Raw genomic sequence first — 24,823 nt, forward strand, 5'->3', positions numbered from 1 at the left:
GTGCTTTGTTATATCATGATCATTAGCGCAAAGGCTAACGAATTTTGTACGCGCCGTTCAATTTTTGTAGTTCTATTTTTATTTATGTTTATAAGCAGACATCAACCCGCAGGCTGATGTCTACACGTTCTAAAATTAGTCTGCAGCAAAGCCCAGATTGACCATATTGATCCGACGGTTCTCGCCTTCCACAGCTTCTTCAGTTGAATCACCGCCTTTGAAGTCGAATTCACGCTGGCTGTCCAGCACTTCAAAATCAAATAATTCACGATCGACCAGCTGCGATGGCGAAACATTTTGCAATGCGCCAAAAATGCTGTGCAGACGTTTTGGATGTGCTTTATCCCAATCACGTAACATGTCATTGATAATTGCGCGCTGCAGGTTGTCCTGAGAGCCACATAAATTACATGGAATAATTGGAAATTGACGCATTTCTGCATATTTGATGATGTCTTTTTCTTCCACATAGGCCAGTGGGCGAATCAGAATGTTCTTTTTGTCTGAAGACAACAGTTTTGGTGGCATAGCTTTCAAGCTGCCGCCATGGAACAGGTTCAGGAAGAAAGTCGCCAAGATATCATCACGATGATGGCCTAAAGCAACTTTGGTCGCGCCAATTTCCTGCGCAAAACCGTATAAAGAACCACGACGCAAACGCGAACAGACTGCACAATAGGTTTTGCCTTCTGGCGTCAGTTTTTTGGTAATGCTGTAGGTGTCTTTTTCCAGAATGTAATACGGAATGTTATTTTCTTCTAAATAACGCGGCAGAACATCTTCAGGGAAGCCTGGCTGTTTCTGATCCAGATTCACAGCCACTACATCGAAATTGATCGGTGCGATGCGCTTGAACTGTAGCAGGATATCCAACAGGGTATAACTGTCTTTACCACCAGAAATACACACCATGACCTTATCGCCTTCTTCAATCATCTTGAAGTCACGAATGGCATGTCCGACCTGGCGGCGAAGCTTCTTCAACAAACGGTAGTAGGCTGAGCTTGTTGGCAGTTCAGGTTTGAAATTAAATCCTTGTTCGGACTCAACTGGCGAGTACATAGACGAGATTAACCCATAAAAAAAATACCGCGCAATTTTAGCCGATTCAGACCGCTATCGCATCAAAAGAATTTATTTTCATGAAAATGTCTTATTAGTTTCATTTTCATGTTTTATTTAGATTGATATATTGAACGATTGCGTTCATTTTTTAGTCAAGATGCTTATCTTTTGGACTTTTCCACAGTTGTCCACAAAAGCTGTGGATAACTTTGTGGATTGAAACAGACTTGACAACTTGTCCGGCTCAAAAGATAAGGCTTTTCTTTGAATTGATCATTTTTTGATCAATTTAATTATTAATAAAAATCAAATAGTTAACCCTGTCAAGCCTAAGGTTTTAAATTAAATCATATTTTTTTTTCTATCGCTAAAATGTAAAAAATGACTTGCATTTACAAACTCGTTTATAAATGCAGCGCACAAGTCTTTTCATTCCGTAATTTTTTGTTAAACTCTTTATTAAATTTTTCTCGCTTGTGTTTACTTAATATAAACAATGAAAATAAATGTGCATGTTTTGGGGCGTTATGGGATCAGTGGTTTGCTATTGGCAAGCTGTTGTCATTTTGCTTATGCTGGTCAAACGATCTATCAATTACGCGACAGTAATGGCAGTACTTTATTGACTAATAAGAAAAGTCGCTATAATCATCTACAGGTAGAAAAGAAAACCTATTATCCAGACAGCAATATTCACAGTTATAGCAACTGGGGCTCGAGTGAAGCCTCGGTATTGCCTAGCTATAGTAGAAATAAAAATGCCTATGACTCGATCATCCGTCAGGCAGCACAAACCTATGGTGTATCTGAAGGCTTGATTAAAGCTGTGATGCATACCGAATCCGGTTTTAATGTACAGGCACGCTCTCCAGTCGGTGCACAGGGCTTAATGCAACTCATGCCGGCGACTGCCCGTCGTTTTAATGTCAGCAATGCTTATGACCCGCAGCAGAATATTATGGCAGGTGCCAAATATCTGGCCTGGTTATTAAAACGCTTTAATGGCAATACCACCTTGGCACTGGCAGGCTATAATGCTGGTGAAGGTAATGTCGCTAAATATAAGGGCGTACCACCGTTTCGTGAAACTCAGGACTATGTCCGTCGTGTCAGCAGCCGTTATCAGAACCTATATGCTCAAGGTCTAGGTAATCATAGTGCTGCCTATACAGCATCTTCTGATACTGGCCGTGTGATTGCCAGTTCTGACAATTATTCGACTGGAACCACCACAGCTTCCAATATTCAGGCTGCCAAGTATCAGCGTCAGATCATTGCTCAAGCGGATGGCAGTTTCACCGATGCACCGGCAGGCTCTTATGCCACCGCCAATGCGTCAGCATCTGCAAAAATATATTTAAGTGAATAATTCCTAAACAGCTTTGTTTTTAAAGACCTATGTTTTTATTTGTACAAAGAATATCCTGTGTTTTTTGTAGCCAAATGCTATTTTTTCCTTGAATTCTTCTCGATTTCACCGCATATTGATTTCAATGATTTACATTTAATAATCAGATTATTTTTCTGTAATAAGAGGATTTCTCAATGATGCGGATTGGTTTGTTCTTGCTAACCAACCTCGCGGTACTGGTTGTAGCTGGCATTATCTTGTCACTCTTCGGTGTCGGTAGTTACCATGGCGCAGGTGGCTTGAATCTAGGCAACCTGTTGGTCATCTGTTTTGTGTTCGGTATGGTCGGCTCAATGATTTCCCTGTTCATGTCTAAATGGATGGCGAAAAAGACCACGGGTACTGAACTGATTGACCCGAATGCACCTCGTAACCAAGCTGAAGCCTGGTTGCTCCAAGAAGTTGCACAACTTTCTCAGCGTGCAGGCATTAAAATGCCGGAAGTGGGTATTTTCCCCTCTTACCAGTCGAATGCCTTTGCCACCGGCTGGAACAAAAATGATGCTCTCGTTGCGGTATCAACTGGCTTGCTTGAGCGTATGAACAAAGACGAACTTCGTGCTGTATTGGCGCATGAAATCGGTCACGTTGCCAATGGCGATATGGTGACTCTTGCCCTGATCCAGGGTGTGGTGAACGCCTTTGTAATGTTCTTCGCACGTGTCGCAGGTGATTTTATTGATCGCAATGTCTTTGGTCGTGAAGAAGGTGAAGCTCCGGGTATTGCCTATTTCGTAATTACCATTGTGCTGGATATCGTGTTCGGTATCTTGGCGTCGTCGATTGTGATGTGGTTCTCTCGTCACCGTGAATACCGTGCTGATGAAGCAGGCGCACGTCTGGCAGGTAAACAAGCTATGATTTCAGCATTACTGCGCTTACAGGCAGAATCTGAAATGCCAGATGCCATGCCGAAAGAAATGAAAGCATTTGCGATTTCTGCGGGTAAAGAAGAAGGCTTTAGCCTTGCTGCATTGTTCCAGACACATCCAAGCATCGAACAGCGTGTCGCTGCATTGCAACAACTTGATTGTGCTTAAGTAAAACTTTAGTTTTGATTCAAAAAAAGCCTGCTATTGCAGGCTTTTTTATTGGATTTAATTATTCTTTAGCTGACCTATCATTGGCTGAACCATTGATACAGCGCCACAGCACCCCACCCGATCGCGATAACAAATAAAATCAGGAATAAAGTGCCTAAAATATCGGGGATGTGAATCCAGATCCAGGCCACCACGGGATTGCGCCAGAATGCAGATTGCTGTTGTTTGCGCTCCAGACTTTCATGCAAAAATGGATGCACCACATGCCGGTCACTGCTAATCTGATATTCCTCACGAATATGCAAGTGTACGACATCGAGTGCCTTGCGACTGGGCCGGATAAAAATATCAAAGACCGTGCCCGCCACCGGAATAAATCCTACTACCGCATCGATCGCCGCCATCTTCATCACTGGATTGAGTTTGGCACTCGGCACCCCGATCTGTTTGGCCTTATGAATGGCATAACAGGTCAATACAAAACCGGCAATATCTCCCGCAACCGGAATCGTACTTAAAGCCGCGTCTGCCCCTACTCCTTGCTTGGTAAACGGAATACGCACCACGGAGTCCATCATATTGGCAAACTTGGCCAGATCACGTTCCAGACGTATCACCTCTTGTTGGCTTAGTTTTGGTTTTTGTCCAGGCTCAGGCATAGGTTATTCCAGAAATGATGCTGATTTTCTTGAGCATAAAGTATTTTTTCTACGCTGATGTATCAATCTGTGAATTAAAACAATAATTTGGAAGCAACGAATAAATACAGAATCACACCGGTAGCATCGCAGATAGAAGTCACTAACGGCGCCGAAGCACTGGCAGGATCAAGTTTGAGTTTATTTAAAATAAAAGGCAGACTCATGCCGATCAGGCAGCCCATCAATACAATCCCGAGCATACTGATGGCCAGCACCACAGCTACCATGATATCTCCCCGAATATAACCCAGAATGGATACCGCAATCGCCATAGTGCCGCCTAAGCACAGCGCCACCAGAGATTCGCGACTGAGCAAATTAAACCAATCCTTAAATTCGACATCGCCTGTGGCCAAGGCACGCACCATCAAGGTGGCTGATTGCGAACCGGCATTCCCGCCACTGCCTACCAAAAGTGGCAAGAAAAATACCAACACGATATGTGCGGCAATGATCTCTTCAAAGTGTGCAATGCCGATTCCCGAGAGCAGACTGCCAAAAACCAGAATGACCAGCCAAAAGACCCGCTTCTGATACAGGGTCAAAATCGGGGCAGTTTTAAGGCTCAATTCAGTCAACGGTGTCACTGCACCCGACTTTAAAATATCTTCAGTGGTTTCGGCTTCGACAATGTCCATAGCATCGTCATAAGTAACAATTCCTAAGAGTTTTTGCTGTGCATCAACTACAGGCAGAGCAATAAAATCATAATAGGCCAAGGCTCGAGCTACAATTTCCTGATCATCTGTTACCTGAGCAGAAATGACGTCACGTTGCATCACCTCGGCAATGCTCAGCTCAGGTAAGGCCTGTATGATCTGCCTTAAGGAAATCACACCGATCAGCCGTTCTTCTGCATCGACAATATAAATCAAATACAGGGTTTCCTGCCCGGCGGCCACCACACGTAAAGCCTGTATCGCTTCATCCATGGTTAAATCGGGTGAGAGCGTCACAAAACTTGAGCTCATCATGGCACCCGCTGTACCTTCCGGATAGATGGCCAGATCTTTGAGTGTCTGCTGGGATTCTTCAGATAATGCGCTCATCAATTGCAGCTGTAGCGGCGGCGAAAACTGCTTATAAATATCGACAAAATCATCAGAGGGCATTGCGTCCAGAATGGGAACAAGTTCTGAAATGGATAAGTACTTTGTCACGTTTAACTGCTGCCCTAGGGGCATAAAGGCATAGACCAAGCTTGATTCATTCAGTTGCCTTAAAATTTGGGCCTGTTGCCGAGCATCTAAACGACTTAAAATGCGCGCCTGATCGGCGACATTCAGCTGACTGAGTAAGCCTACAGCGATGTCGTGATTTTCAGAATGTAATTGTTGTTGGATATGCTGGATTTTCTCTGAAATTGTCGGCATAAGCAGCTCATTATAAAAGTCTGGCATTCAAGAGATGTTTGTCCTGATCCCTGTATCCTAATTTTTCATGTGAATAATTTTAATGATCATGCTGCAATATGACGATATTTTTTGTATAAATCAATTCCTCGATATTTAGCCAGAAAAAAGCCTGACTGAGTCAGGCTTGTTCACTTTCTAAAGATGGATGCTCTATCACCACTGATTGAGAAACCGTTTTTTTAATCATGAGACTACGGATCAATACATACATAAAGGGAATAAACAGCAGTACCAGGACAGTAGCAAATAGCACCCCACCAAAAACACTACTGCCAATCTCCTGCCGGCTGATTGCACTGACGCCCGTGGCAAACATCAAAGGCAATACACCCGCTGCAAATGCAATGGAAGTCATGACAATAGGACGCAAGCGTAAGCCCGCAGCCATTATCGCGGCCTGAACCGGAGTATGACCTGCCCGCTCTGCTTGTGCAGCAAACTCTACAATCAAAATTGCATTTTTACAGGACAGACCGATAGTCGTCAGCAAGGCGATATGAAAGTAAATATCGTTCGCAAAACCAAACCAGACACAGAACAGAATACTTCCTCCCACGCCCAGAGGAATCGCGGTCAACACCACAGCAGGAATCGTCCAGCTTTCATAGAGTGCCGTTAAACATAAGAAAATAAAGGCAATCGAAATTAGATACAAGAAAATAGCTTGCCCACTGCTACGTTTTTCTTCTAAGGCGGCTCCACTCCAGGCCAAATTTACTCCGTCTTGTTCATCGACTAAAGCTTCGACATCTTGCATGGTTTGACTCGAAAATTGATCTTTGGGAATACCTGCATACACAGGCACGGCGTTATAGCCCATATAACGGTTTATACTATTCGGTCCACCTTGCCAATTCAGCGTAGTGAATTGATTAAACGATAACATTTCGCCTTTGCTATTACGGACATGCCAATGTGCCAAATCTTCAGGTTTAGAACGGAACTCCGCTTCGCCTTGCATGATGACCCGTTTGATTTGCCCACGATCAATAAAGTCGTTGATATAAGTACCACTCCAAGCCGCAGCCAACGTACTGTTAAAACTTTGCTGAGGTACGGCATATTTGAGTAAACGTTCTACATCCAGTTTAATATTCAGCTCGGCACTTTCTTTGGGTACATCAAGTTGTAAATATTCAATCGATGATTTTGCTTTGGCACGAGTTTCAATCTCAGAGAAGGATTGCTGTAAAAACTCGCTACCCCGTGAATCTAGATCTTGTAACCAGAAGTCGACCACACGTCCATTACTTGACATAGAAGGTGCCATAAAGAAAATCTGGGCATTGGTATGATTGGCAAAGTGCTTTTGTGCACGATCTACAATAGCAAAGACGGTATCTTCAGGATTTTTACGCGCTGCCCAGTCCTTTAATACGACAAAGAGCTGACCACGATAAGGCCCAACCCCAACATTGTTTCCGCTATACCAAATCCCAATGCTTTGAATGCGCTCAGATTCATGTTGCATTAAATAGTCCTGGACTTCACGCCCTACTTTTTCTATCTCAGAACGTGGTGCATTACCCGGCATCACAATTTGACCCATGACAAAGCCCATATCTTCCGTTGGCATTAGCCCTTCGGGCAAGGTTTTATAAAGCCAGCCAAAGCCTAAAACACATATACTAAATACAGCCAACATCGTCATTTTAAACTGCATGCTACGTGCAGAAAGCTTTTGGTAACGTATGGTGAGCTTATCCATGCCACGATTAAAACGCTGTGCCCATTTTGGTTGATGTGGTTGACGTTTTAGCAGTTGCGCTGCAAATGTAGGGGTGATGATAAGTGCCACCAATAAAGAAAGTAGCATTGCCACGACCAACGTGATGGAAAACTGACGATAGATGACCCCTGTCATACTGCCAAAAAATGCCATGGGAATAAATACAGCAGTTAAGACCAGAGTAATCCCGATCAATGCACCGCTAATTTCCTTCATTGACTTTAAAGCTGCAGCCTGAGCATCCAAATGTTCTTCATGCATCAAACGTTCAATGTTTTCCACGACCACAATGGCATCATCGACCAGCAGGCCAATCGCCAAAATCAGGGCAAACAAGGTAAAACTGTTTAAGCTCATTCCTAATACATACAGCACCGCAAATGTGGCTAAAACTACAATCGGAATCGTGACTGCAGGAATAATAGTGGCGCGCCAGTTTTGCAGGAAGATAAACATCACCAAGACTACCAGTACCATCGCTTCAACCAGAGTTTTCGCGACTTGTTCAATTGAACTGGTAATAAATGGGGTTTTGTCCATGGTCATACGTAATTGATAATGTGCAGGCAAATTGGCTTGGGCATTTTTCAATACCGTTTGCATCTGCTCTGAAACCGCAATCGCATTACTCCGTGGCGCCAATTGAATCGATAATGCAGCGGATAAATGACCGTTGGTATAATTTAAATGGTTATAACTTTCTGCCCCTAACTCAACACGTGCGACATCTTTCAAGTATAGCACTGAACCTGAATCTGTTGTTTTCACAATAATTTTTTCAAATTCATCAATGCTACTTAAACGTGATCCCGCACTGACCTTAGCATTCATGTATTGATCTTGTGCTGTCGGTAATCCACCAATAGAACCAGACACAAGTGGTGCATTTTGTACCTCGACTGCATTGCGAATATCACTCGGCATCAGATTAAATTGGCGCAGTTTATGTGGAGTGAGCCAAATGCGCATCGCATAGCCTGCGCCATAAAGCTCCACCTCACCCATCCCGTCAATACGGGAAAAACGCGGTTCAACATGCACCATTAAATAGTCAGCAAGCTCTGTCGGTGTCGCCTTCCCTGATTCATCATATAAACTCAGTAATGCAAATTGATCATAACCTTGTTTATAAACAGCCACTCCATTTTGCTGGGTTTCTTCAGGCAATCGACTTAGCACACCATTGACCGCATTTTGCACTTGCAACAGTGCCTGATCGAGATCCACGCCTTGCTCAAACGACAGGGCCAGATTTGCACGCCCCACGCTACTGTTGGACTGAAAGCTTTCCAAACCTTCAATGCCTTTTATCGCTTGTTCTAAAATTTGCGTGACCGATTGCTCAACGGTTTCCGCAGATGCACCACGATACCCCGCAGAAACACCTAACGCAGGTGCATCCATATTCGGCATATGCTCAATCGGAATTTTTTGCAGTGCAAAAATTCCTAATACCATCATGATAATGGCAATCACGGTTGCAAATTTAGGTCGATAAATAAAAAAGCGTGACAACATGAATAAAAATCCCCATCAGATGCATTCTCACGACGCATTCTTGTATGAATAGATGATTTCTATAGCAATTTTCACACCATGCTGAAAACGCAACCAGCTATCGGATAAATTTTAACGATAAAAAAATCCCCGTATAAACGGGGATTTTTAAGCTCTAGAGTTTTCCTTTGTTTTAAGCACGCGATTTTTTGATGATGAGTTGGCGAATCAAAACATACATAAATGGAATAAAAATCAGCACCAGCAATGTTCCAAAAATGACACCACCAAATACACTCACACCAATTTCCTGACGACTCACCGCACCAGCGCCTGTAGCAAAGACCAGCGGTAAAATCCCTGCGCCAAAGGCCAAAGAAGTCATCAAAATTGGACGTAGACGTAAAGACGCACCTTCTAGTGCGGCTTCTACTACCGATTTACCTTGTTGCTGCGCTAATGAAGCAAATTCCACAATCAGAATGGCATTCTTACAGGACAGACCAATGGTAGTCAGCAAGGCAATCTGGAAATAGATATCATTCGGGAAACCAGCCAGATAACTGAAAATAATATTGCCGCCAATCCCGAGTGGAATAGCTGACATCACGGCGGTTGGAATGCTCCAGCTTTCATATAAAGCCGCCAGACAAAGAAAAATAAAACCAATTGAAATCAGATACAGCCAGATCGCCTGATTATTGGACTGTTTTTCCTCGAAAGAAAGACCGCTCCAGACCACATCCACCCCTTCCTGCTCGGCAACCAAAGCTTCCACATCCTGCATGGCCTGACCGGAACTGCTATCTTTAGCCCGATCCGCTTCCATTTGCAATGCGGTATAACCCATAAAGCGGTTGACCACTTCAGGGCCACCACTCCAGCCTACTTGCGAGAAGTTGCTGAAAGGCACCATCTGATTCTGGTCATTGCGCACATGCCACTGTGCCAGATCTTCCGGCTTAGAACGGAATTCAGCATCACCCTGCATAATCACCCGTTTAATCCGGCCGCGATCAATAAAGTCATTGATATAACTGCCTCCCCAAGCACTGGATAAAGTACTGTTGATTGCCGATTGAGTCAGGCCGTTGGCCATGGCCTGTTTCTGATCAATATTGACACGTAGTTCTGCTTTGTCAGGATTAGAACGCTTGCCCAGATTTTCAAAGCTTGTATAGTTGCCCGCCCGAGCTTCCAGCGCTTTAAATTGCTGTTCCAGATATTGCCGGCCATTGCCATTGATATCTCGAATCCAGAAATCCAGACCATCGGTTTGTCCCAGACCATTGACTGAAGCTGGCATGGACACATTAATTTGTGCATTGCGATTACTTTGAAAATGCTTCAAGGCCCGTTCACGAATCGCTTGTGCAGTATTGTCCTGACCGGAACGCTCATCCCAATGTTTCAACGCTACAAAACCGGTCGCGAGGTTCTGACCAGTTCCAGAGAAATTTCGCCCATAACGGATCATCACCAGATTGACATTAGCTTGTTCCTGATCCAGAAAATACTTACGGACTTCTTCACCGATCTGAATGGTATTTTTCATCGGAGCGCCTTCCTGCAATTTGATTTGCAAGCTTAAGATCCCCTGATCCTCACTCGGCAAGAAACTGGTCGGCAAAGCACGATAGAACAGCGCAAACACACCGATCAATCCAGCAAACAATAGTAGACAAATCGCCTGACGCTGAATCGTGAGTTTAGACAAATTCAGATAACGATGTTTTAAATGATCCAGTTTCTGGTTAAACCAGGATGCCCATTTTGCCGGTTTAGGATTCGGTTTTAGAATAAGCGCGCACAATGCTGGGGTTAGAATCAATGCCACCATTAAGGACAGCGACATGGCCGCAACCAAAGTGATAGAAAATTGGCGATAGATCACGCCAGTCGAACCACCAAAGAAAGCCATCGGAATAAAGACTGCGGTCAAAACCAAAGTAATCCCGATCAGTGCTCCACTAATTTCCTGCATGGATTCCAGGGCCGCGTCCTTGGCAGACAGTTGCTTTTCATGCATCAACCGTTCGACGTTTTCCACCACAACAATCGCATCATCCACCAACAGGCCGATCGCCAGAACCAGCGCAAATAAGGTTAAGGTGTTGATACTCATACCCAGTGCATACAGCACCGCCATCGTACCCAAAATCACCACTGGAACAGTCACGGTAGGAATCAAAGTGGCACGCCAGTTCTGCAAGAAAATGAACATCACAATGATGACCAAGATCACGGCTTCGATCAGGGTTTTGATCACTTCTTTAATTGATTCTTGTACAAAAGGCGTATTGTCACGTGGGTAAGCAATTTTATAGCCTTCAGGCAATTGCTGGGAAATACGGGCAATTTCAGCCTTAATCAGATTAGAGGTGGCAATGGCATTGGCCCCTGAGGCCAGTGAAATACCCAGACCTGCTGATGGATAACCATTATTGGTACTATAAGACTGATAATTTTCAGCACCCAGTTCTACCCGCGCAATATCTTTCAAATAAATAAAGCTGCCGGCACGATCCGATTTGACAATAATATTCTGGAATTCTTCTACAGTTTTTAGCCGTGAACCCGAAGTAACTTTGGCATTCAGGTATTGCTCGTCTATGGCTGGAAGATCACCAATCGCACCAGCAGCGACCTGAGTATTCTGGGCTTCAATCGCAGCACGCACATCGCTTGGCATCAGGTTATATTGTTTTAATTTTGCCGGACTCAGCCAGATCCGCATCGCATATTGTGAACCAAAAACATCAACCTCACCAATGCCTTCAATCCGGGAAATGTCCTGTTCCAGATGGGTCATCAGATAGTCGGAAAGTTCAATATTGTTGCTGCGCCCCGACTCATCATACAGGCTAATCACCATATGAGTATCGCCAAGCGATTTAAAGACATTAACACCTTGGCGTTGCACATCTTCCGGTAATCGGTTGAGCACGCCATTAATCGCATTTTGTACCTGCACCTGTGCGGTATCTGGGTCGGTGCCATTTTCAAAACTAATGCTGACCCGGCTGCGTCCTGAAGAATCACTACTCGAACTGAAATACAGCAGATGATCAATGCCTTTGATTTGCTGTTCCAGCACTTGAGTCACGCTTTCTTCCACAGTTTCCGCAGAAGCGCCGCTATAAGTTGCTGCCACCGTTATCCTTGGCGGGGCAATGTCCGGATAACGTTCCACTGGCAGGTTCATTACTGCGAACAGGCCGATTGCCATGACAACAATCGCCAGTACCCCAGCAAAGATCGGGCGGTGGATAAAAAATTTAGACAGCATAAGTCCGGGTCACTTTTAATTAAATAAGGGTAAATTGATGCAGAACATAAGCATGCTATATCCAAATATTCAGTGACATAGCACTAGAATGCAAGAATTAAACACATAAAAGCTGCGATAAAAACCAATCATGGAGAAATTATGGATAATCCCTCTTGAGCACGTTCTTGAGATTGCTCTTCCCTATTTATTAATAGCATTTTTCCAAACAAAAAACCCTGCAGATGCAGGGTTTTTTGGTGAATCAATTAAGCGGATTAAGCGCTGAACTGGTTCATTGTGTTTTTAGAATCATCACCAGCTTTCAATGCATTGTCACCAGCGAAGATTTCTTTGTGGTCATCACCGATGTCAGAACCAGCCATTGCTTGGTGTTTAACACATGCGATACCGCCGCGGATTTCTTTACGTTGTACGCCAGCAACATAAGCCAACATACCTTCAGTACCGAAGTAACCTTGAGCAAGCTCATGCGTAGAAAGTGCAGCTGTGTGGTAAGTCGGAAGTGTGATCAAGTGATGGAACACACCCGCTTCACGAGCAGCATCAGCTTGGAATGTACGAACTTTTTCGTCAGCTTCAGCAGCCAGTTCAGTTGCATCGTACTCAGCGCTCATTAACTTAGCACGGTCGTAAGCAGAAACGTCTTTACCTTCAGCAACCCAACGGTCATATGCTTGTTGACGGAAGTTTAAAGTCCAGTTGAACGAAGGCGAGTTGTTATAAACAAGTTTCGCATTTGGAACTGTTTCACGTACACGGTTAACCATGTGAGCAATTTCAGCAACGTTAGGCGTTGCAGTTTCGATCCAAAGAAGATCAGCACCGTTTTGTAGGCTAGTTACACAGTCAAGTACAACGCGGTCGATTTGCGTGCCTTCACGGAACTGGTATAGACCAGAAGCAAGACGTTTAGGACGGTGAAGTTTACCATCACGCTTGATCAGGATTTCGTCTTCTTGCGCTTCTGAAATGTCGATTTCAGTTGTATCTAAGTAGCTGATGTATTGAGAAGCGATGTCGCCTGGCTCTTTAACCACTGGGATTTTTTGAGTCAAGTCAGCGCCTTCAGAGTCAGTACGTGCAACGATGATACCGTCGTCAAGACCCATTTCCAGGAATGCATAGCGAAGAGCGTGGATTTTCGCGATGAAGTCTTCGTGTGGAACTGTTACTTTACCAGCTTGGTGACCACATTGTTTCGCATCAGAAACCTGGTTTTCGATTTGTAGTGCACAAGCACCCGCTTCGATCATTTTCTTAGCAAGTAAGTAAGTCGCTTCTTCGTTACCGAAACCAGCGTCGATGTCCGCAATAATTGGCACAACGTGAGTTTGGAAGTTGTCGATTTGTGAAGTGATTTCAGCTGCTTTAGCAGTGTCGCCCGCTTCTTGTGCTTTTTTAAGTGCACGGAACAAGTCGTTTAATTCTTTCGCGTCAGCTTGACGTAAGAAAGTGTAGATTTCTTCGATCAATGCAGGAACAGACGTTTTTTCGTGCATAGATTGGTCAGGAAGTGGACCAAATTCTGAACGAAGCGCTGCAACCATCCAACCAGAAAGGTAGATGTAGCGACGTTCAGTTGTACCGAAGTATTTTTTGTTCGCAATCATTTTTTGTTGCGCGATGAAACCGTGCCAGCAACCTAGTGATTGAGTGTATTTGCTAGAGTCTGCATCATAAGCAGCCATATCACGACGCATAATTGCCGCTGTATATTTCGCAATGTCTAAACCAGTTTTGAAACGGTTTTGAAGTTGCATACGCGCAGCATCTTCAGGACTGATGTCTGCCCAAGTGTTACCGAATTTCGCTTTTAATTCGCGAATTGCATCAATCGCTGTTTGGTATGTAGTCATGATATATTCCTGTAATAATATTAGGATTTTTCTGCAACGAACCGCTCAAATCACACCCTCAATGACTTGTTCAGATTTTCGACGATCCGTTGGGATAGCTAAAGATTAGTGGGCTTATGAAAATTAATCCAATAGTCTGCAAGAATCTTCAGTATTTATTTAAAAAATGAGTAGATCAAAGTCTTAGTACAATCTTGATAAATTATATTAAATTAGTGTTTTATATAAATTTATTTAAAAATAAAAATGGATAAAATTTCTGCATGTTGCTTAAAAATAATTCATTAGACTTAAGTCTGGATATGGGTTTTATGCCCTTTTATTTTTAAAAAATGCTGATCTTCGATGATTTATTCAACTTAAGGAATTTTTGATTTAGTTTACTTTTCACTCAAATCTTGAACGTAAAAACGGCCTTTATGATTTTCTTTTAAAGCGAAAAGAGGGCTTTCATTCCAATTTATAAAAAGGCTAAATGATGGTCCATTTAACGTGCATCTTTTCTCTTATGTACACTTTGAATAATGGAGCTTAAGCCTGTGTTAATTCTGTAAACTTTATCAGTGAGCACATGGCTTTTTTTCATCGGCGCTTTACACAAGGCCCGGCAATTATGGCATAATCATCATAATTTCTTGTATTTATTCTCGGTATTTCTTTTATGAATCTGGAGCGGGTCGATCTCAATCTATTAATTTATCTTGATGTACTTCTTCGCGAAAAAAATGTCACACGTGCAGCAGAACAATTGGGTGTTACCCAGCCTGCCATGAGTAATATTTTACGCCGATTACGCAATTTATTTAATGATCCTCTCCTGATCCGTTCTTCTGAAGGCATGACTCCGACCGAACGTGCTTTAGAATTACAGCCCCGCATTCGGGATGCCCTGGCTGACTTGTCCATGATTCTGGAACCACGTACCGAGTTCCGCCCTTATACCTCAAATCGTGTCTTCCGGATCATGACTTCGGATTATGCAGAAGCCACGCTGGTTCCGCGTCTGGTTAAAGCTCTACGTTCAGAAGCGCCGAATGTGGTATTAGATTTTCTGACGCCAAGTGACGTGTCGTATCGTGACATGGAACAAGGCAAGGTCGATCTGGCAATTAACCGCTTTAATGAGATTCCGCAAAGTTTTCATCAGGTTCTGGTCTGGCGTGACAGCTTTTCTTGTCTTTTAAATAACAAGCATCCTGCCGCAAGCAACTTAAACCTTAAAAGTTACCTGGATGCACAGCATATCTGGGTGTCTAAAACCGGTATGGGGGTTGGTTTCGGGGTAAATCCTGAAAAACAAGCCGGTTTAGGCTGGATTGATCAGGCTTTGGAACGTATTGGCCAGAAACGTAAAATTTCGGTATTTACCCGTCATTACCAAATGCCGGGATTATTGGCTTCCAATGTTGATCTAGTAGCAACACTGCCTTCACGTATTGCACGTCTGCAAGCCAAGAATCACAATTTAATTCTAAAAGATCCGCCGTTTTATATCCCAGAATTTGAATTAAAAATGGCATGGTGCCCTTTATTGCATCATCATCCGGCACATCGCTGGTTACGTCAGCTGATTTTATATGTTGCACGCCAGATGATTGAAGAAGAAAACCGTGAATTCCTGAGCAATAATTCTCAATTTTCACATTATTAAACTCAAAATCTTCTAAATTCTTATTTTTTAAGATTATACTTTGAAGACTTGAGATGTCGTTGTTACACCTCAAGTCTTTTTTTGTGTTAAAAATATCCCAAGATACTATTCATCCACAGGTGGATTTGTGAGCCTCTTACAAAATATCGTGATTATCTTAATACTCATCACGGGGGCCGGTTTTTTATCTTTAACTGAAATCGCCCTCGCTGGTGCCCGTAAAGTCAAACTCAAAATTCTGGCTGAGTCGGGTGATCATCGCGCTCAAAAAGTTTTAGATCTACAAGAAAATTCTGCGGACTTCTTTGCAGCCTCTCAAATTGGTTTAAATGCAGTTGCCATTCTCGGCGGTATTTTAGGTGAAGGTGCCTTCCGCCCTTATATTTATAATTTTGTTTCCCGCTTTTACCAAGGACCTTGGGCTGACAATATTAGCTTTGCGCTCTCCTTTACTGTCGTCACTTCATTATTTATTTTATTTGCGGACCTGATGCCGAAACGTCTGGCCATGATTGCGCCAGAAAAGATCGCAGTCTCAGTCATCGAGCCAATTCAGATTTTCATTAAAGTCTGTAAACCTTTGGCATGGTTCATTAACGCGATTGCCAATATGCTGTTCCGTCTGTTTAAAGTGAATACCATCCGGGATGACAATATTACTTTTGATGATATTTCCGCAGTGATGGATGCAGGTGCACAGGCCGGTGTACTACAAAAACAGGAACATCATTTCATTGAAAATGTATTCGAGCTTGAAGAGCGTAACGTGCCTTCGAGTATGACCACACGTGAAAATGTGGTGTTTTTCACCTTGAATGAACCGGAAGAAAGTATTCGGCAAAAGCTGGCGGAATATCCCTATTCCAAGTTTCTGGTGTGTAGTAATGACATCGACAGTGTGATTGGCTATGTCGATGCCAAAGATATTCTGGTGCGTATTTTGAATAACCAGTCGCTGCTGCAGCTCAATGAAAATACCATCCGTAATGTGTTGACCATTCCGGATACTTTGACCTTATCGGAAGTTCTGGATCGTTTCCGCTCTACCAAGGAAAAGTTTGCCGTTGTCATTAATGAATATGCGCTGGTCGTTGGGGTGATTACCCTTTCCGATATTATGATTACCGTGATGGGTGACTGGGTGACGCCTATTGAAGCCGATCAGCAAATTATTAAACGAGATAATAATTCCTGGTTGATTGAAGGCAGTACACCGATTGAAGACATCAAGCATGCGCTTGAAATTGATGAGATGCCTGATGATGAAAACTATGAAACCATCGCTGGCTTCATGATGTATAAATTACGCAAGATTCCACGTCCTGCAGATGCAGTGATATTTGGTGCTTATAAGTTTGAAGTGGTGGACGTCGATCACTTTAAAATTGACCAGTTACTGGTGACCCGCCTAATCGAAACCAATTCAGTTATTCAAGAAGAATCAGATTAATCTGGTTCTTCTTTTTAGCCCTCTATTCAAAAAATTAGGGTGTGTTGACACTTTTAGCTTAAAAAAATAGCGAAGTAGTAAAATCAAATCGCCAAACCCAATTTTACTATTCGCTATGCCTCGTACCATGCTGACAGATCAACACTGGCAAAAGTTGAAAGTTATTCTGCGTAATTTATCCATTCACCACAACTCAAATTTACGCAATTTTATTGAAGCTATTCTCTATAGAATTAGAACAGGCTGTCCGTGGCGAGATATTCCTTCTTGTTTTGGTCATTCCAACTCTATTTTCAAACGTTTTAATCGTTGGTCAAGCAGCGGTAAGTTACTTAGATTATTCAAATTACTAGCCTCATGCCCCGATATGGAGTGGATTTTTATTGATGGCTCTCATGTACGTGCTCATCAACATTCTGCCGGTATAGCGAATCAATCTATTTCTAAAAGTGTAGGAGGAAACTCCTCAAAAATACATTTGATTATTGATGCACATGGCAATCCTATTGATTTCATGATTACCGATGGAACCACACATGATGTTAAAGTTGCACCTGATTTAATATCAACATTAGATTTAAAAGAGACAAAAGTGGTATGTGCAGATAAAGGCTATGATTCAGAACCACTGCGTGAACAGATCAGGAAAACAGGGACTAAAGCGAATATACCAAAGAAAACAAATAGCCAATCGAACAATGATCATATGGACTGGTATTTATATAAAATCAGGAATTTAGTTGAAAATATGTTTTGTAGATTAAAGCAATTTAGAGGAATAGCTACTCGATATGACAAGCTCAAAAGAAATTATCAAAGTTCTGTTGCTTTAGCCTGTATATTTTTATGGCTACCTAGGGTTAATTATGAACAGTAAATGTCAACAGACCCTATTCTAATAAAAAAATCATAAGGTGAGTGATGAATATTTCTGCATTATTGGCATGTCTGTTTTTTTATTCAGCCCTGTATTTATTTTACTTCTTTTTTGCCAAACAGCAGAATCTCCTGCTTTTACTGGCAGCCATCATTCTGATGGTTTTAACGGTTTTCATTATTCCCTCCTCGCATGAACGTCGTCGTCAAGGTTTCGACTCGACCTTGAGGTTTGGAGAGTATTTTTATTGGCCCTTGATCATCTGGTGGCGTTTATTTATTTTGCCCATCAGCTGGCTGATTGCACTGATGTATCGCGATTAAAAAAAGCACCCCAAGGTGCTTTTTAAAACTATTTATAATTTAGACTTTCGCTAATAAAGCCTCAAGAACGGCTTGATAGTGAATCTGGATATCATCTTCTAAAATTTTATAAGCATTATCGAATTGCACCATTGGCCAGCCCTCTTTCCAGAACGGAAAAATATTGTGCAGGTCATGGGTGACAATGGCATCTTCACGCACAATTGCTTGGGCAATTTGTGACAGTACCTGTGCAGTTTCAGCACCATCAATCGCCATATAATCGATACCGCGCGCTTTTAAAATACGGATTCGGTCTTTTTTATAACGGATTTTTTTGATTTGTGCTGCATTCAGCCCCAAAGCCAAAGATACCGCTTCGACAAACTTGTCTTCAAATGACTGATTCAATGCTACTAAGGCTGCTTTATGCGCTTCCTGACGACCAGCTTTACCACCCTGACGAATTGCTGCTTGCGCCTCAGTATTTAGCTCATCCTTTTTCATACTTTGCAGGATGTCTAAAATTTCGATGTCGCTTAACGCCTGAGGAGATTGATCAGTCATAAACTGTCCTTAAAAAAATAAATCTTGAATCGGCTATTTTCGCATAATTCGTCGCTAAAAAACTAAAATCTTCATGATTAAAACAGTGCTACGTTCTGAAACTGCATTTCTTCTGCGATTTTGCGCAAAATCGACTATAGTGCTTCATCTATATATTAAATTAATCTCTGGATGATGCCCACTACGCAAGTGACTTTGTTGCTACAGCAACTTAAGCGCCAATATCCGACTGCATTTAAAGGAAATTACCTGTTTTACAGTCAGATTAAAATCCGTGGAATCTGGGGTAAAGCCAAGCTTTTAATTCCTTGGGCCTTGGCCGCCATGATTTTTGTTCCCATCAGTTTGATGTTAGGAGATTTCGTACAGCAATCTTTTGTGCAAATCAGCGAATTTCAGGCGCAGAGTTATGCCATGTTGGCCATTCTACTGTTCCTGATGTTGAGTCTCACCTTGATTCTGTACCAGATTCAGCATTCTTCTTATTCGCTGTATCAATTATTACGGCATACCCCGATCAAGATGGCTATTGTGATTCTGATGCAAGCCTTAAATCTGGTCTTTATACAAAGCAGTTTGCTGATGTGGAGCTTATTCTTCTTTGGCGTGAGCTTTGGTTTTGTGCGCTTTTATCGAGAAAATTTATTCAAGGAAAATAGTAAAAATACTGAGCACTATCAGCTACAACAATTACGTAAAATCTGTTTTTGGGCTTATAAACAAACCTGCCTGATCCGACTAAAATTACGTTTTTATTCAAGCCATGATCCTCGGTATGCCGAACTAAAACAGCAATTAAATCACTATGCCGGGTTATATACGCGGCTGCTGAAATATGAGCATCAATATTGTAAAACGATCAAGCATCTAGATGTCGACAGCTATCTGGATGAAAATTCATAGTTCTCTCTATCCTTTTTCATTGGCCATCTTAAAGATCTGCAAATATTGAATTTTAAAAAACGTTGATTTGCTGATTTTTAGAATAGAAGCCACGGAATTGCTTGAAAAGAAAGCAATCATTTCGGAATTTGCTTGCCAAGCTTTATTTCGTCCTCTATTATTGCGCACATGCCCGAGTGGTGAAATCGGTAGACACAGGGGATTTAAAATCCCCCGCCCACAAAGCGTGCCAGTTCGAGTCTGGCCTCGGGCACCATTTTAATCTTTATTAAAATGGTGCAATAAAAAATCCAGCATTAGGCTGGTTTTTTTGTGCCTGCATTTTATTCTTTTAACGCGAAATCCCCATGTCAGAATTAAAACACTTCGATCTCGCTACATTACAATTACGTCATCCAGACGCTTTTTTCCTGAAGCTGCGTTATAGCCGCTTTAAATTTAATGCCCTGCAAAATATCCAGTTTGTTATCGCGATTAATTTACTGTCCCTTCTGGTCTGTGTAGCCTGTAGTATCAGCTCCGTATTTCTGGAATATTATTTTTTTAAAAACGCCACGATCGCCTTTAATGTCACCTTAATTGTGTTGATGGCACTACTGTATCCCTATATCTGGTATGCGCAATATCAGGCACAATTTAGTTCCAAAGCCTATAGTCAGCGTTTGCAAAACTGTCTCTATCTGCAAATTCCAATTTTTCTATGTTTGCTGCTTAACCTTTATCTGATTCATTCGGATGTGCTGATCATTATCAGCATGATCTTTTTAGCGATTTCCTCCTTTGGGGTGGTCATCCTGGAACCTTTATTTAAAAGTTCCTGTAGCGCAATTGATCAGATCAGGTTGCAGAAACTCCGGCAACTGGCTTTTTGGGCTTATCAACAATCCAGATCAAAAACACCGCAACAGATTCAAGGTCAGTCAGATCTGCAGGCTTATTACCAGAATCTGTATCAGCAATGCATGAATGAAGAGCAACAATTACTAGGCTCGATTCGCTTTAATAACTTTAAAGATTATTTCAATAGACAATAAAAAACCCTGCATCTGCAGGGTTTTCTTAAATCACCATTCACGATTGGTAATTAGCTCTTCCATTTCAATATCGAACAGACCTTGTTCTTGCACCACCATCATCATGGCTTCGGCAATATAATCTGCAGCACTATCATCCAGAGATGAATCCAGATCTTCAAACTGAGGTTTCATGACATTAATATCAGCCACAGTCAGATTGGCAAGCTGATAAATTTCTTGATCTGACAAACCTGATTTAGCAACTTTTTGGGCAAAACGTTCGATGTGCTGCTTGATTTCAGCAACCAGAATATCGGGATAATATTCATCATCGAACATGGGGAGAAGTAAATCTGCAAACATTACAGGCACTCTAAAGGATGACTATCTAATCTAAGCGTGCCTATATAGCATATTGTTGCTCAAAAGCCAAACAACATTGCCAATGTAGGGATTTCCCAGCCTCGCTTTCTAAGCCATTTGCATAGCCTGCCAGATTTTAATCGCATCGGCTGTAGCCTTAACATCATGTGCCCGTACCATACATGCACCCTGCTGAATGCTCAGTAAATGCGCTGTTGCCGAACCCACTGCACGCTCTTGCGGCTCTGCACCATCTAGAACTGTCCCGATAAAGCGTTTACGAGATAAAGCAGACAGAATCGGATAGCCCATTTCGGTCAGTTTATAAAATTCGTTCAATAGCTTTAAATTTTGCTGGGCATTTTTGGCGAAACCAAAACCCGGATCAATCATGATATTTTTTGCTTTTACTCCAACATCCAAGGCATCCTGAACACGTTGGGATAACTCGCGAATCACATCAGCAGTGACGTCCTCATATTGATCCAGATTGTTCATGGTGATTGGTTCACCGCGCATATGCATGATGATGACCGGAATATTCAGCTCTGCTGCAGTCTGCAATGCATTTGGTCGAGTCAAAGCACGGACATCATTCCAGATATGCGCTCCCGCCTCTACCGCTGCGCGTATGACTTCAGGTTGCGACGTATCAATCGAGAGAATGACCTTATGTTTAGCCAGTTCTTCCACCACAGGCACTACGCGGCGAATTTCTTCTTCCACTTCTACCACTGCGGCACCTGGACGGGTCGATTCACCGCCAATATCTATTACGGTTGCTCCTTCGGCCATCATTTCCAGTGCGCGGGCGACTGCATCTTCTTTTTGATTATGCCGACCACCATCACTAAAAGAGTCTGGGGTGACATTAAGAATCCCCATCACATGCGGCTGGGATAAGTCCAATTTTAAATCACCAAATGTCCATACATGTGGTAACAAAGGCATCAGCTGCATGATTCAATACTCACTCAAAATAACCCCGATATTGTCTTATGGATCGCCGAATAAAGCAAAACTGAATAAGACTAGGACCTAGATTTCGAAGTAATTGTTTCGGGAATATTTCATCAGTTTAGATTGTAATAATACTTTCGTATATGCCCATTCACTTTCTAAAATACTATAGATATAGCTATCTCGAATAGTCTGTCCATCTTTACGTAGCATATGACACCTGATAATGTCATCTCGTTTGGCACCAAATGCCTCAATCGCTTTTTGGCTGGGAAGATTCAAATGATCAGTTCGAAAGCCGACCACCTGAGCATTTAAATTTTCAAAAGCATGTCTTAACAAAAGATATTTACAAACGCGATTTACATAAGCTCTGTGATAGCGCTTGGCATACCAGGTATAACCAATTTCAAAACGTGGAATTTCCGCTTTAATATCATGATAACTGGTGGTTCCAATTGCTTGGCCGGAGTTTAAATCAATTACGGCAAAAACCATTCTTTCACCTTGAGCCTGTTGTTCGAAAGCTTGAGAAAAATATTTTTTTAAGTTATGCAGATAAGGCACCGAATTATATAAAATCTTACATAAATTTTCTTCAGCGCATGCAACCACTAAATCAGAAAAATGTTCCCAGCTCAACGGTTCAAGACGAAGCTGGTAAACACTGGATTCCAGAACAGGCATATTCATTTTTGTTTTTCTTATTCATTTTTAATCGCTCAATATAACACTCAAAAAGATATGACAAAAATGACAAGCATAAAAAACCACCCGAAGGTGGTTTTTTTATTGAGCTTAGTTCGCTGGCAATGGCGGAGGAGTCAACGGACCATCATCTGGCGTTACATCAATCACAGGATTATCTGCAACATAGACTTTTGGTGGCTGAGGCTCACGACCTTCCATGATGTCACGGATTTGATCACGATCAATGGTTTCCCATTCCATCAAGGCTTTCACCATCGCATGGGCAATATCTTTTTTGCTTTCCAAGATATCGCGTGCGATTTTATATTGCTCATCTAGAATTCGACGAATTTCACGATCGACTTCTAGTTGTGTGGTTTCCGAAATACTGCGGCTACCAATACTGCCCATGAAAGATTGCTGTGCATCTTCTTCATAGACCATGACACCGAGTTTGTCCGACATACCATATTTGGTCACCATCGCACGTGCCATTTTGGTTGCACGTTCGAAGTCATTTGAAGCGCCGGTCGACATCTGGTTAATGAAGACTTCTTCAGCAATACGGCCACCAAACAAAATCGAAAGTTCATTCAACATTTTGTCTTTGTAATGGCTGGTCTGGTCAAATTCAGGCAGCTGCCAGGTAACACCTAAAGCCCAGCCACGTGGCATGATTGTCACCTTATGCACAGGATCTGTACCTGGCAAGCTTTCAGCAACAATCGCATGCCCTGCTTCATGATAAGCCGTCGCACGACGCTCTTCATCACGAAGTACCATCGATTTACGCTCAGGACCCATATACAGCTTGTCTTTTGCATCTTCAAAGTCATGCATATCGACGGTGTTTTTGTTACGGCGTGCAGCAAATAAAGCAGCTTCATTCACCAGGTTTGCTAATTGCGCACCCGAGAAGCCCGGTGTACCACGTGCAAGAACTTTAACATCCACACCTGTCACTGAAGGCAATTTTTTCAAATGTACATTCAGGATTTGTTCACGACCTTTAATGTCTGGCAAACCAACCACAACTTGACGGTCAAAACGGCCTGGACGAAGAAGTGCTTTATCCAGTACATCTGCACGGTTGGTTGCAGCAATCACGATAATGCCTTCATTGCCCTCAAAGCCGTCCATTTCAACCAGCATCTGGTTCAGTGTCTGTTCACGTTCATCGTGACCACCACCAGTACCTGAACCACGATGACGACCGACTGCATCAATCTCATCAATAAAGATGATACATGGCGCATGACGTTTCGCCTGTTCGAACATGTCACGAACACGGGATGCACCGACACCGACAAACATCTCAACGAAGTCAGAACCTGAAATACTAAAGAATGGAACTTTCGCTTCACCGGCAATGGCTTTGGCAAGTAGGGTTTTACCCGTACCTGGAGGACCGACCATTAACACACCGCGTGGAATACTCGCACCCAGACGTTTAAATTTGGTTGGATCTTTCAGGAAATCTACGATTTCAACGACTTCTTGCTTGGCTTCGTCACAACCAGCAACATCAGTGAAAGTGACTTTAATCTGATCTTCAGACAGCATTTTGGCTTTAGATTTACCAAAACTCATTGGGCCGTTTTTACCACCTGCACCGCCACCCATGTTGCGCATAAAGAACATGAATAACAAAATGATTAAAAGTACAGGGAAACTTGCAATAAGCAACTGCATGAGCAAGCCTTGACGTTGTGGTGCTTCACCTTCAACCACAACATTATTTTTAATCAGGCTTGGCATCAGTTCAGGATCCTGAACTGCCGGACGGATACTTTCAAACTCTGAACCGTTCGATTTTTCGCCACGGATTCTTTCGCCGTCAATCACAACTTGTTTAATTTGGCCAGCATTGACCGCGGCAACAAACTCTGAGTAGTTCATTGTAGTCGGTTGATTGCGGTCACTGACGTTGCTGAAGATTAACACCAGCACACCCAGTATCACGAGCCACAATACGGCATTCTTAAAAAGATCGCTCAAAGCTTTATTCCCATTCCAATCTAATTTGATCATGCCC

19 protein-coding genes and 1 tRNA gene are annotated in these 24,823 nt (G+C 42.6%); 9 read left to right on the forward strand and 11 right to left on the reverse strand.

The features are described 5' to 3' along the window. Window positions 1–135: 135 nt before the first annotated feature. Window positions 136–1,062 carry a tRNA 2-thiocytidine(32) synthetase TtcA gene (gene ttcA / locus I6L24_RS14710; protein ID WP_004280538.1) on the reverse strand — a complete coding sequence of 309 codons (927 nt, stop codon included), beginning with the start codon at window positions 1,060–1,062 and terminating at the stop codon, window positions 136–138. A 499-nt stretch (window positions 1,063–1,561) separates the two neighbouring features. Between ttcA and I6L24_RS14715 the strand changes: the two genes are divergently transcribed. Together I6L24_RS14715 and htpX are read left to right on the forward strand one after the other, a co-directional pair. Next, complete coding sequence (locus tag I6L24_RS14715; RefSeq protein ID WP_004731848.1) at window positions 1,562–2,434, forward strand: lytic transglycosylase domain-containing protein; 873 nt, start codon at window positions 1,562–1,564, stop codon at window positions 2,432–2,434. Window positions 2,435–2,610: 176 nt separating this feature from the next. Further along, window positions 2,611–3,516: a protease HtpX gene (gene htpX, locus I6L24_RS14720; RefSeq protein ID WP_004280540.1), complete on the forward strand. Its 906-nt coding sequence runs from the start codon at window positions 2,611–2,613 to the stop codon at window positions 3,514–3,516. A gap of 80 nt (window positions 3,517–3,596) precedes the next feature. Here htpX and I6L24_RS14725 read toward each other — a convergent pair whose 3' ends face one another. The 5 genes from I6L24_RS14725 to I6L24_RS14745 all read right to left on the reverse strand — a co-directional run bounded on the left by I6L24_RS14725 (window position 3,597) and on the right by I6L24_RS14745 (window position 14,009). Next, a complete protein-coding gene (locus tag I6L24_RS14725; RefSeq protein WP_005265851.1) occupies window positions 3,597–4,178 on the reverse strand; it encodes a DUF4112 domain-containing protein in 582 nt (193 codons plus the stop codon). A 74-nt stretch (window positions 4,179–4,252) separates the two neighbouring features. Continuing rightward, complete coding sequence (mgtE, locus tag I6L24_RS14730) at window positions 4,253–5,593, reverse strand: magnesium transporter (protein ID WP_216986236.1); 1,341 nt, start codon at window positions 5,591–5,593, stop codon at window positions 4,253–4,255. A gap of 160 nt (window positions 5,594–5,753) precedes the next feature. Further along, window positions 5,754–8,882: an efflux RND transporter permease subunit gene (locus I6L24_RS14735; protein WP_216986237.1), complete on the reverse strand. Its 3,129-nt coding sequence runs from the start codon at window positions 8,880–8,882 to the stop codon at window positions 5,754–5,756. A 172-nt stretch (window positions 8,883–9,054) separates the two neighbouring features. After that, window positions 9,055–12,150, reverse strand: a complete 3,096-nt coding sequence (locus I6L24_RS14740) for a multidrug efflux RND transporter permease subunit (RefSeq protein WP_216986238.1) — start codon at window positions 12,148–12,150, stop codon at window positions 9,055–9,057. A 257-nt stretch (window positions 12,151–12,407) separates the two neighbouring features. Then, window positions 12,408–14,009 (reverse strand): isocitrate lyase, encoded by a 1,602-nt coding sequence (locus I6L24_RS14745; protein WP_004280550.1) that lies wholly within the window; start codon window positions 14,007–14,009, stop codon window positions 12,408–12,410. Window positions 14,010–14,670: 661 nt separating this feature from the next. Here I6L24_RS14745 and I6L24_RS14750 point away from each other — a divergent pair. The 4 genes from I6L24_RS14750 to I6L24_RS14765 all read left to right on the forward strand — a co-directional run bounded on the left by I6L24_RS14750 (window position 14,671) and on the right by I6L24_RS14765 (window position 18,310). Further along, on the forward strand, window positions 14,671–15,660 hold the full coding sequence (locus I6L24_RS14750) for a LysR family transcriptional regulator (protein ID WP_005103940.1): 990 nt from the start codon (window positions 14,671–14,673) through the stop codon (window positions 15,658–15,660). Window positions 15,661–15,787: 127 nt separating this feature from the next. Then, entirely contained in the window at window positions 15,788–17,110 is a 1,323-nt protein-coding gene (gene paeA, locus I6L24_RS14755) for a polyamine export protein PaeA (RefSeq protein WP_004280552.1), read from the forward strand. Between the two features lie 115 nt (window positions 17,111–17,225). After that, window positions 17,226–17,987 carry an IS5-like element ISAba31 family transposase gene (locus I6L24_RS14760; protein WP_216986239.1) on the forward strand — a complete coding sequence of 254 codons (762 nt, stop codon included), beginning with the start codon at window positions 17,226–17,228 and terminating at the stop codon, window positions 17,985–17,987. Between the two features lie 44 nt (window positions 17,988–18,031). Then, complete coding sequence (locus I6L24_RS14765) at window positions 18,032–18,310, forward strand: hypothetical protein (RefSeq protein ID WP_005265859.1); 279 nt, start codon at window positions 18,032–18,034, stop codon at window positions 18,308–18,310. 39 nt (window positions 18,311–18,349) lie between these two features. Here I6L24_RS14765 and I6L24_RS14770 read toward each other — a convergent pair whose 3' ends face one another. Continuing rightward, on the reverse strand, window positions 18,350–18,856 hold the full coding sequence (locus I6L24_RS14770) for a hypothetical protein (protein WP_005265860.1): 507 nt from the start codon (window positions 18,854–18,856) through the stop codon (window positions 18,350–18,352). 174 nt (window positions 18,857–19,030) lie between these two features. Here I6L24_RS14770 and I6L24_RS14775 point away from each other — a divergent pair, with 174 nt between their 5' ends. From I6L24_RS14775 to I6L24_RS14785, 3 genes are all read left to right on the forward strand, one after another. After that, a complete protein-coding gene (locus tag I6L24_RS14775) occupies window positions 19,031–19,759 on the forward strand; it encodes a hypothetical protein (RefSeq protein ID WP_004645749.1) in 729 nt (242 codons plus the stop codon). A 170-nt stretch (window positions 19,760–19,929) separates the two neighbouring features. Continuing rightward, window positions 19,930–20,015 (forward strand) — tRNA-Leu (locus I6L24_RS14780). Between the two features lie 91 nt (window positions 20,016–20,106). Continuing rightward, window positions 20,107–20,793 carry a hypothetical protein gene (locus I6L24_RS14785; RefSeq protein ID WP_005265861.1) on the forward strand — a complete coding sequence of 229 codons (687 nt, stop codon included), beginning with the start codon at window positions 20,107–20,109 and terminating at the stop codon, window positions 20,791–20,793. A gap of 30 nt (window positions 20,794–20,823) precedes the next feature. On the opposite strand, the gene I6L24_RS14790 is transcribed toward I6L24_RS14785, so the two are convergent. The 4 genes from I6L24_RS14790 to ftsH all read right to left on the reverse strand — a co-directional run bounded on the left by I6L24_RS14790 (window position 20,824) and on the right by ftsH (window position 24,786). Next, entirely contained in the window at window positions 20,824–21,138 is a 315-nt protein-coding gene (locus I6L24_RS14790) for a DUF5713 family protein (RefSeq protein WP_005265862.1), read from the reverse strand. Between the two features lie 108 nt (window positions 21,139–21,246). Continuing rightward, entirely contained in the window at window positions 21,247–22,098 is an 852-nt protein-coding gene (folP, locus tag I6L24_RS14795) for a dihydropteroate synthase (RefSeq protein WP_216986240.1), read from the reverse strand. 78 nt (window positions 22,099–22,176) lie between these two features. Continuing rightward, complete coding sequence (locus I6L24_RS14800) at window positions 22,177–22,791, reverse strand: GNAT family N-acetyltransferase (protein ID WP_216986241.1); 615 nt, start codon at window positions 22,789–22,791, stop codon at window positions 22,177–22,179. A 105-nt stretch (window positions 22,792–22,896) separates the two neighbouring features. Continuing rightward, window positions 22,897–24,786: an ATP-dependent zinc metalloprotease FtsH gene (ftsH, locus tag I6L24_RS14805; protein ID WP_004280565.1), complete on the reverse strand. Its 1,890-nt coding sequence runs from the start codon at window positions 24,784–24,786 to the stop codon at window positions 22,897–22,899. Window positions 24,787–24,823 lie beyond the last annotated feature (37 nt).

Origin of the sequence: Acinetobacter lwoffii (genome assembly GCF_019048525.1) — a bacterium.
GTDB classification, from domain to species: Bacteria; Pseudomonadota; Gammaproteobacteria; order Pseudomonadales; family Moraxellaceae; genus Acinetobacter; species Acinetobacter lwoffii_K.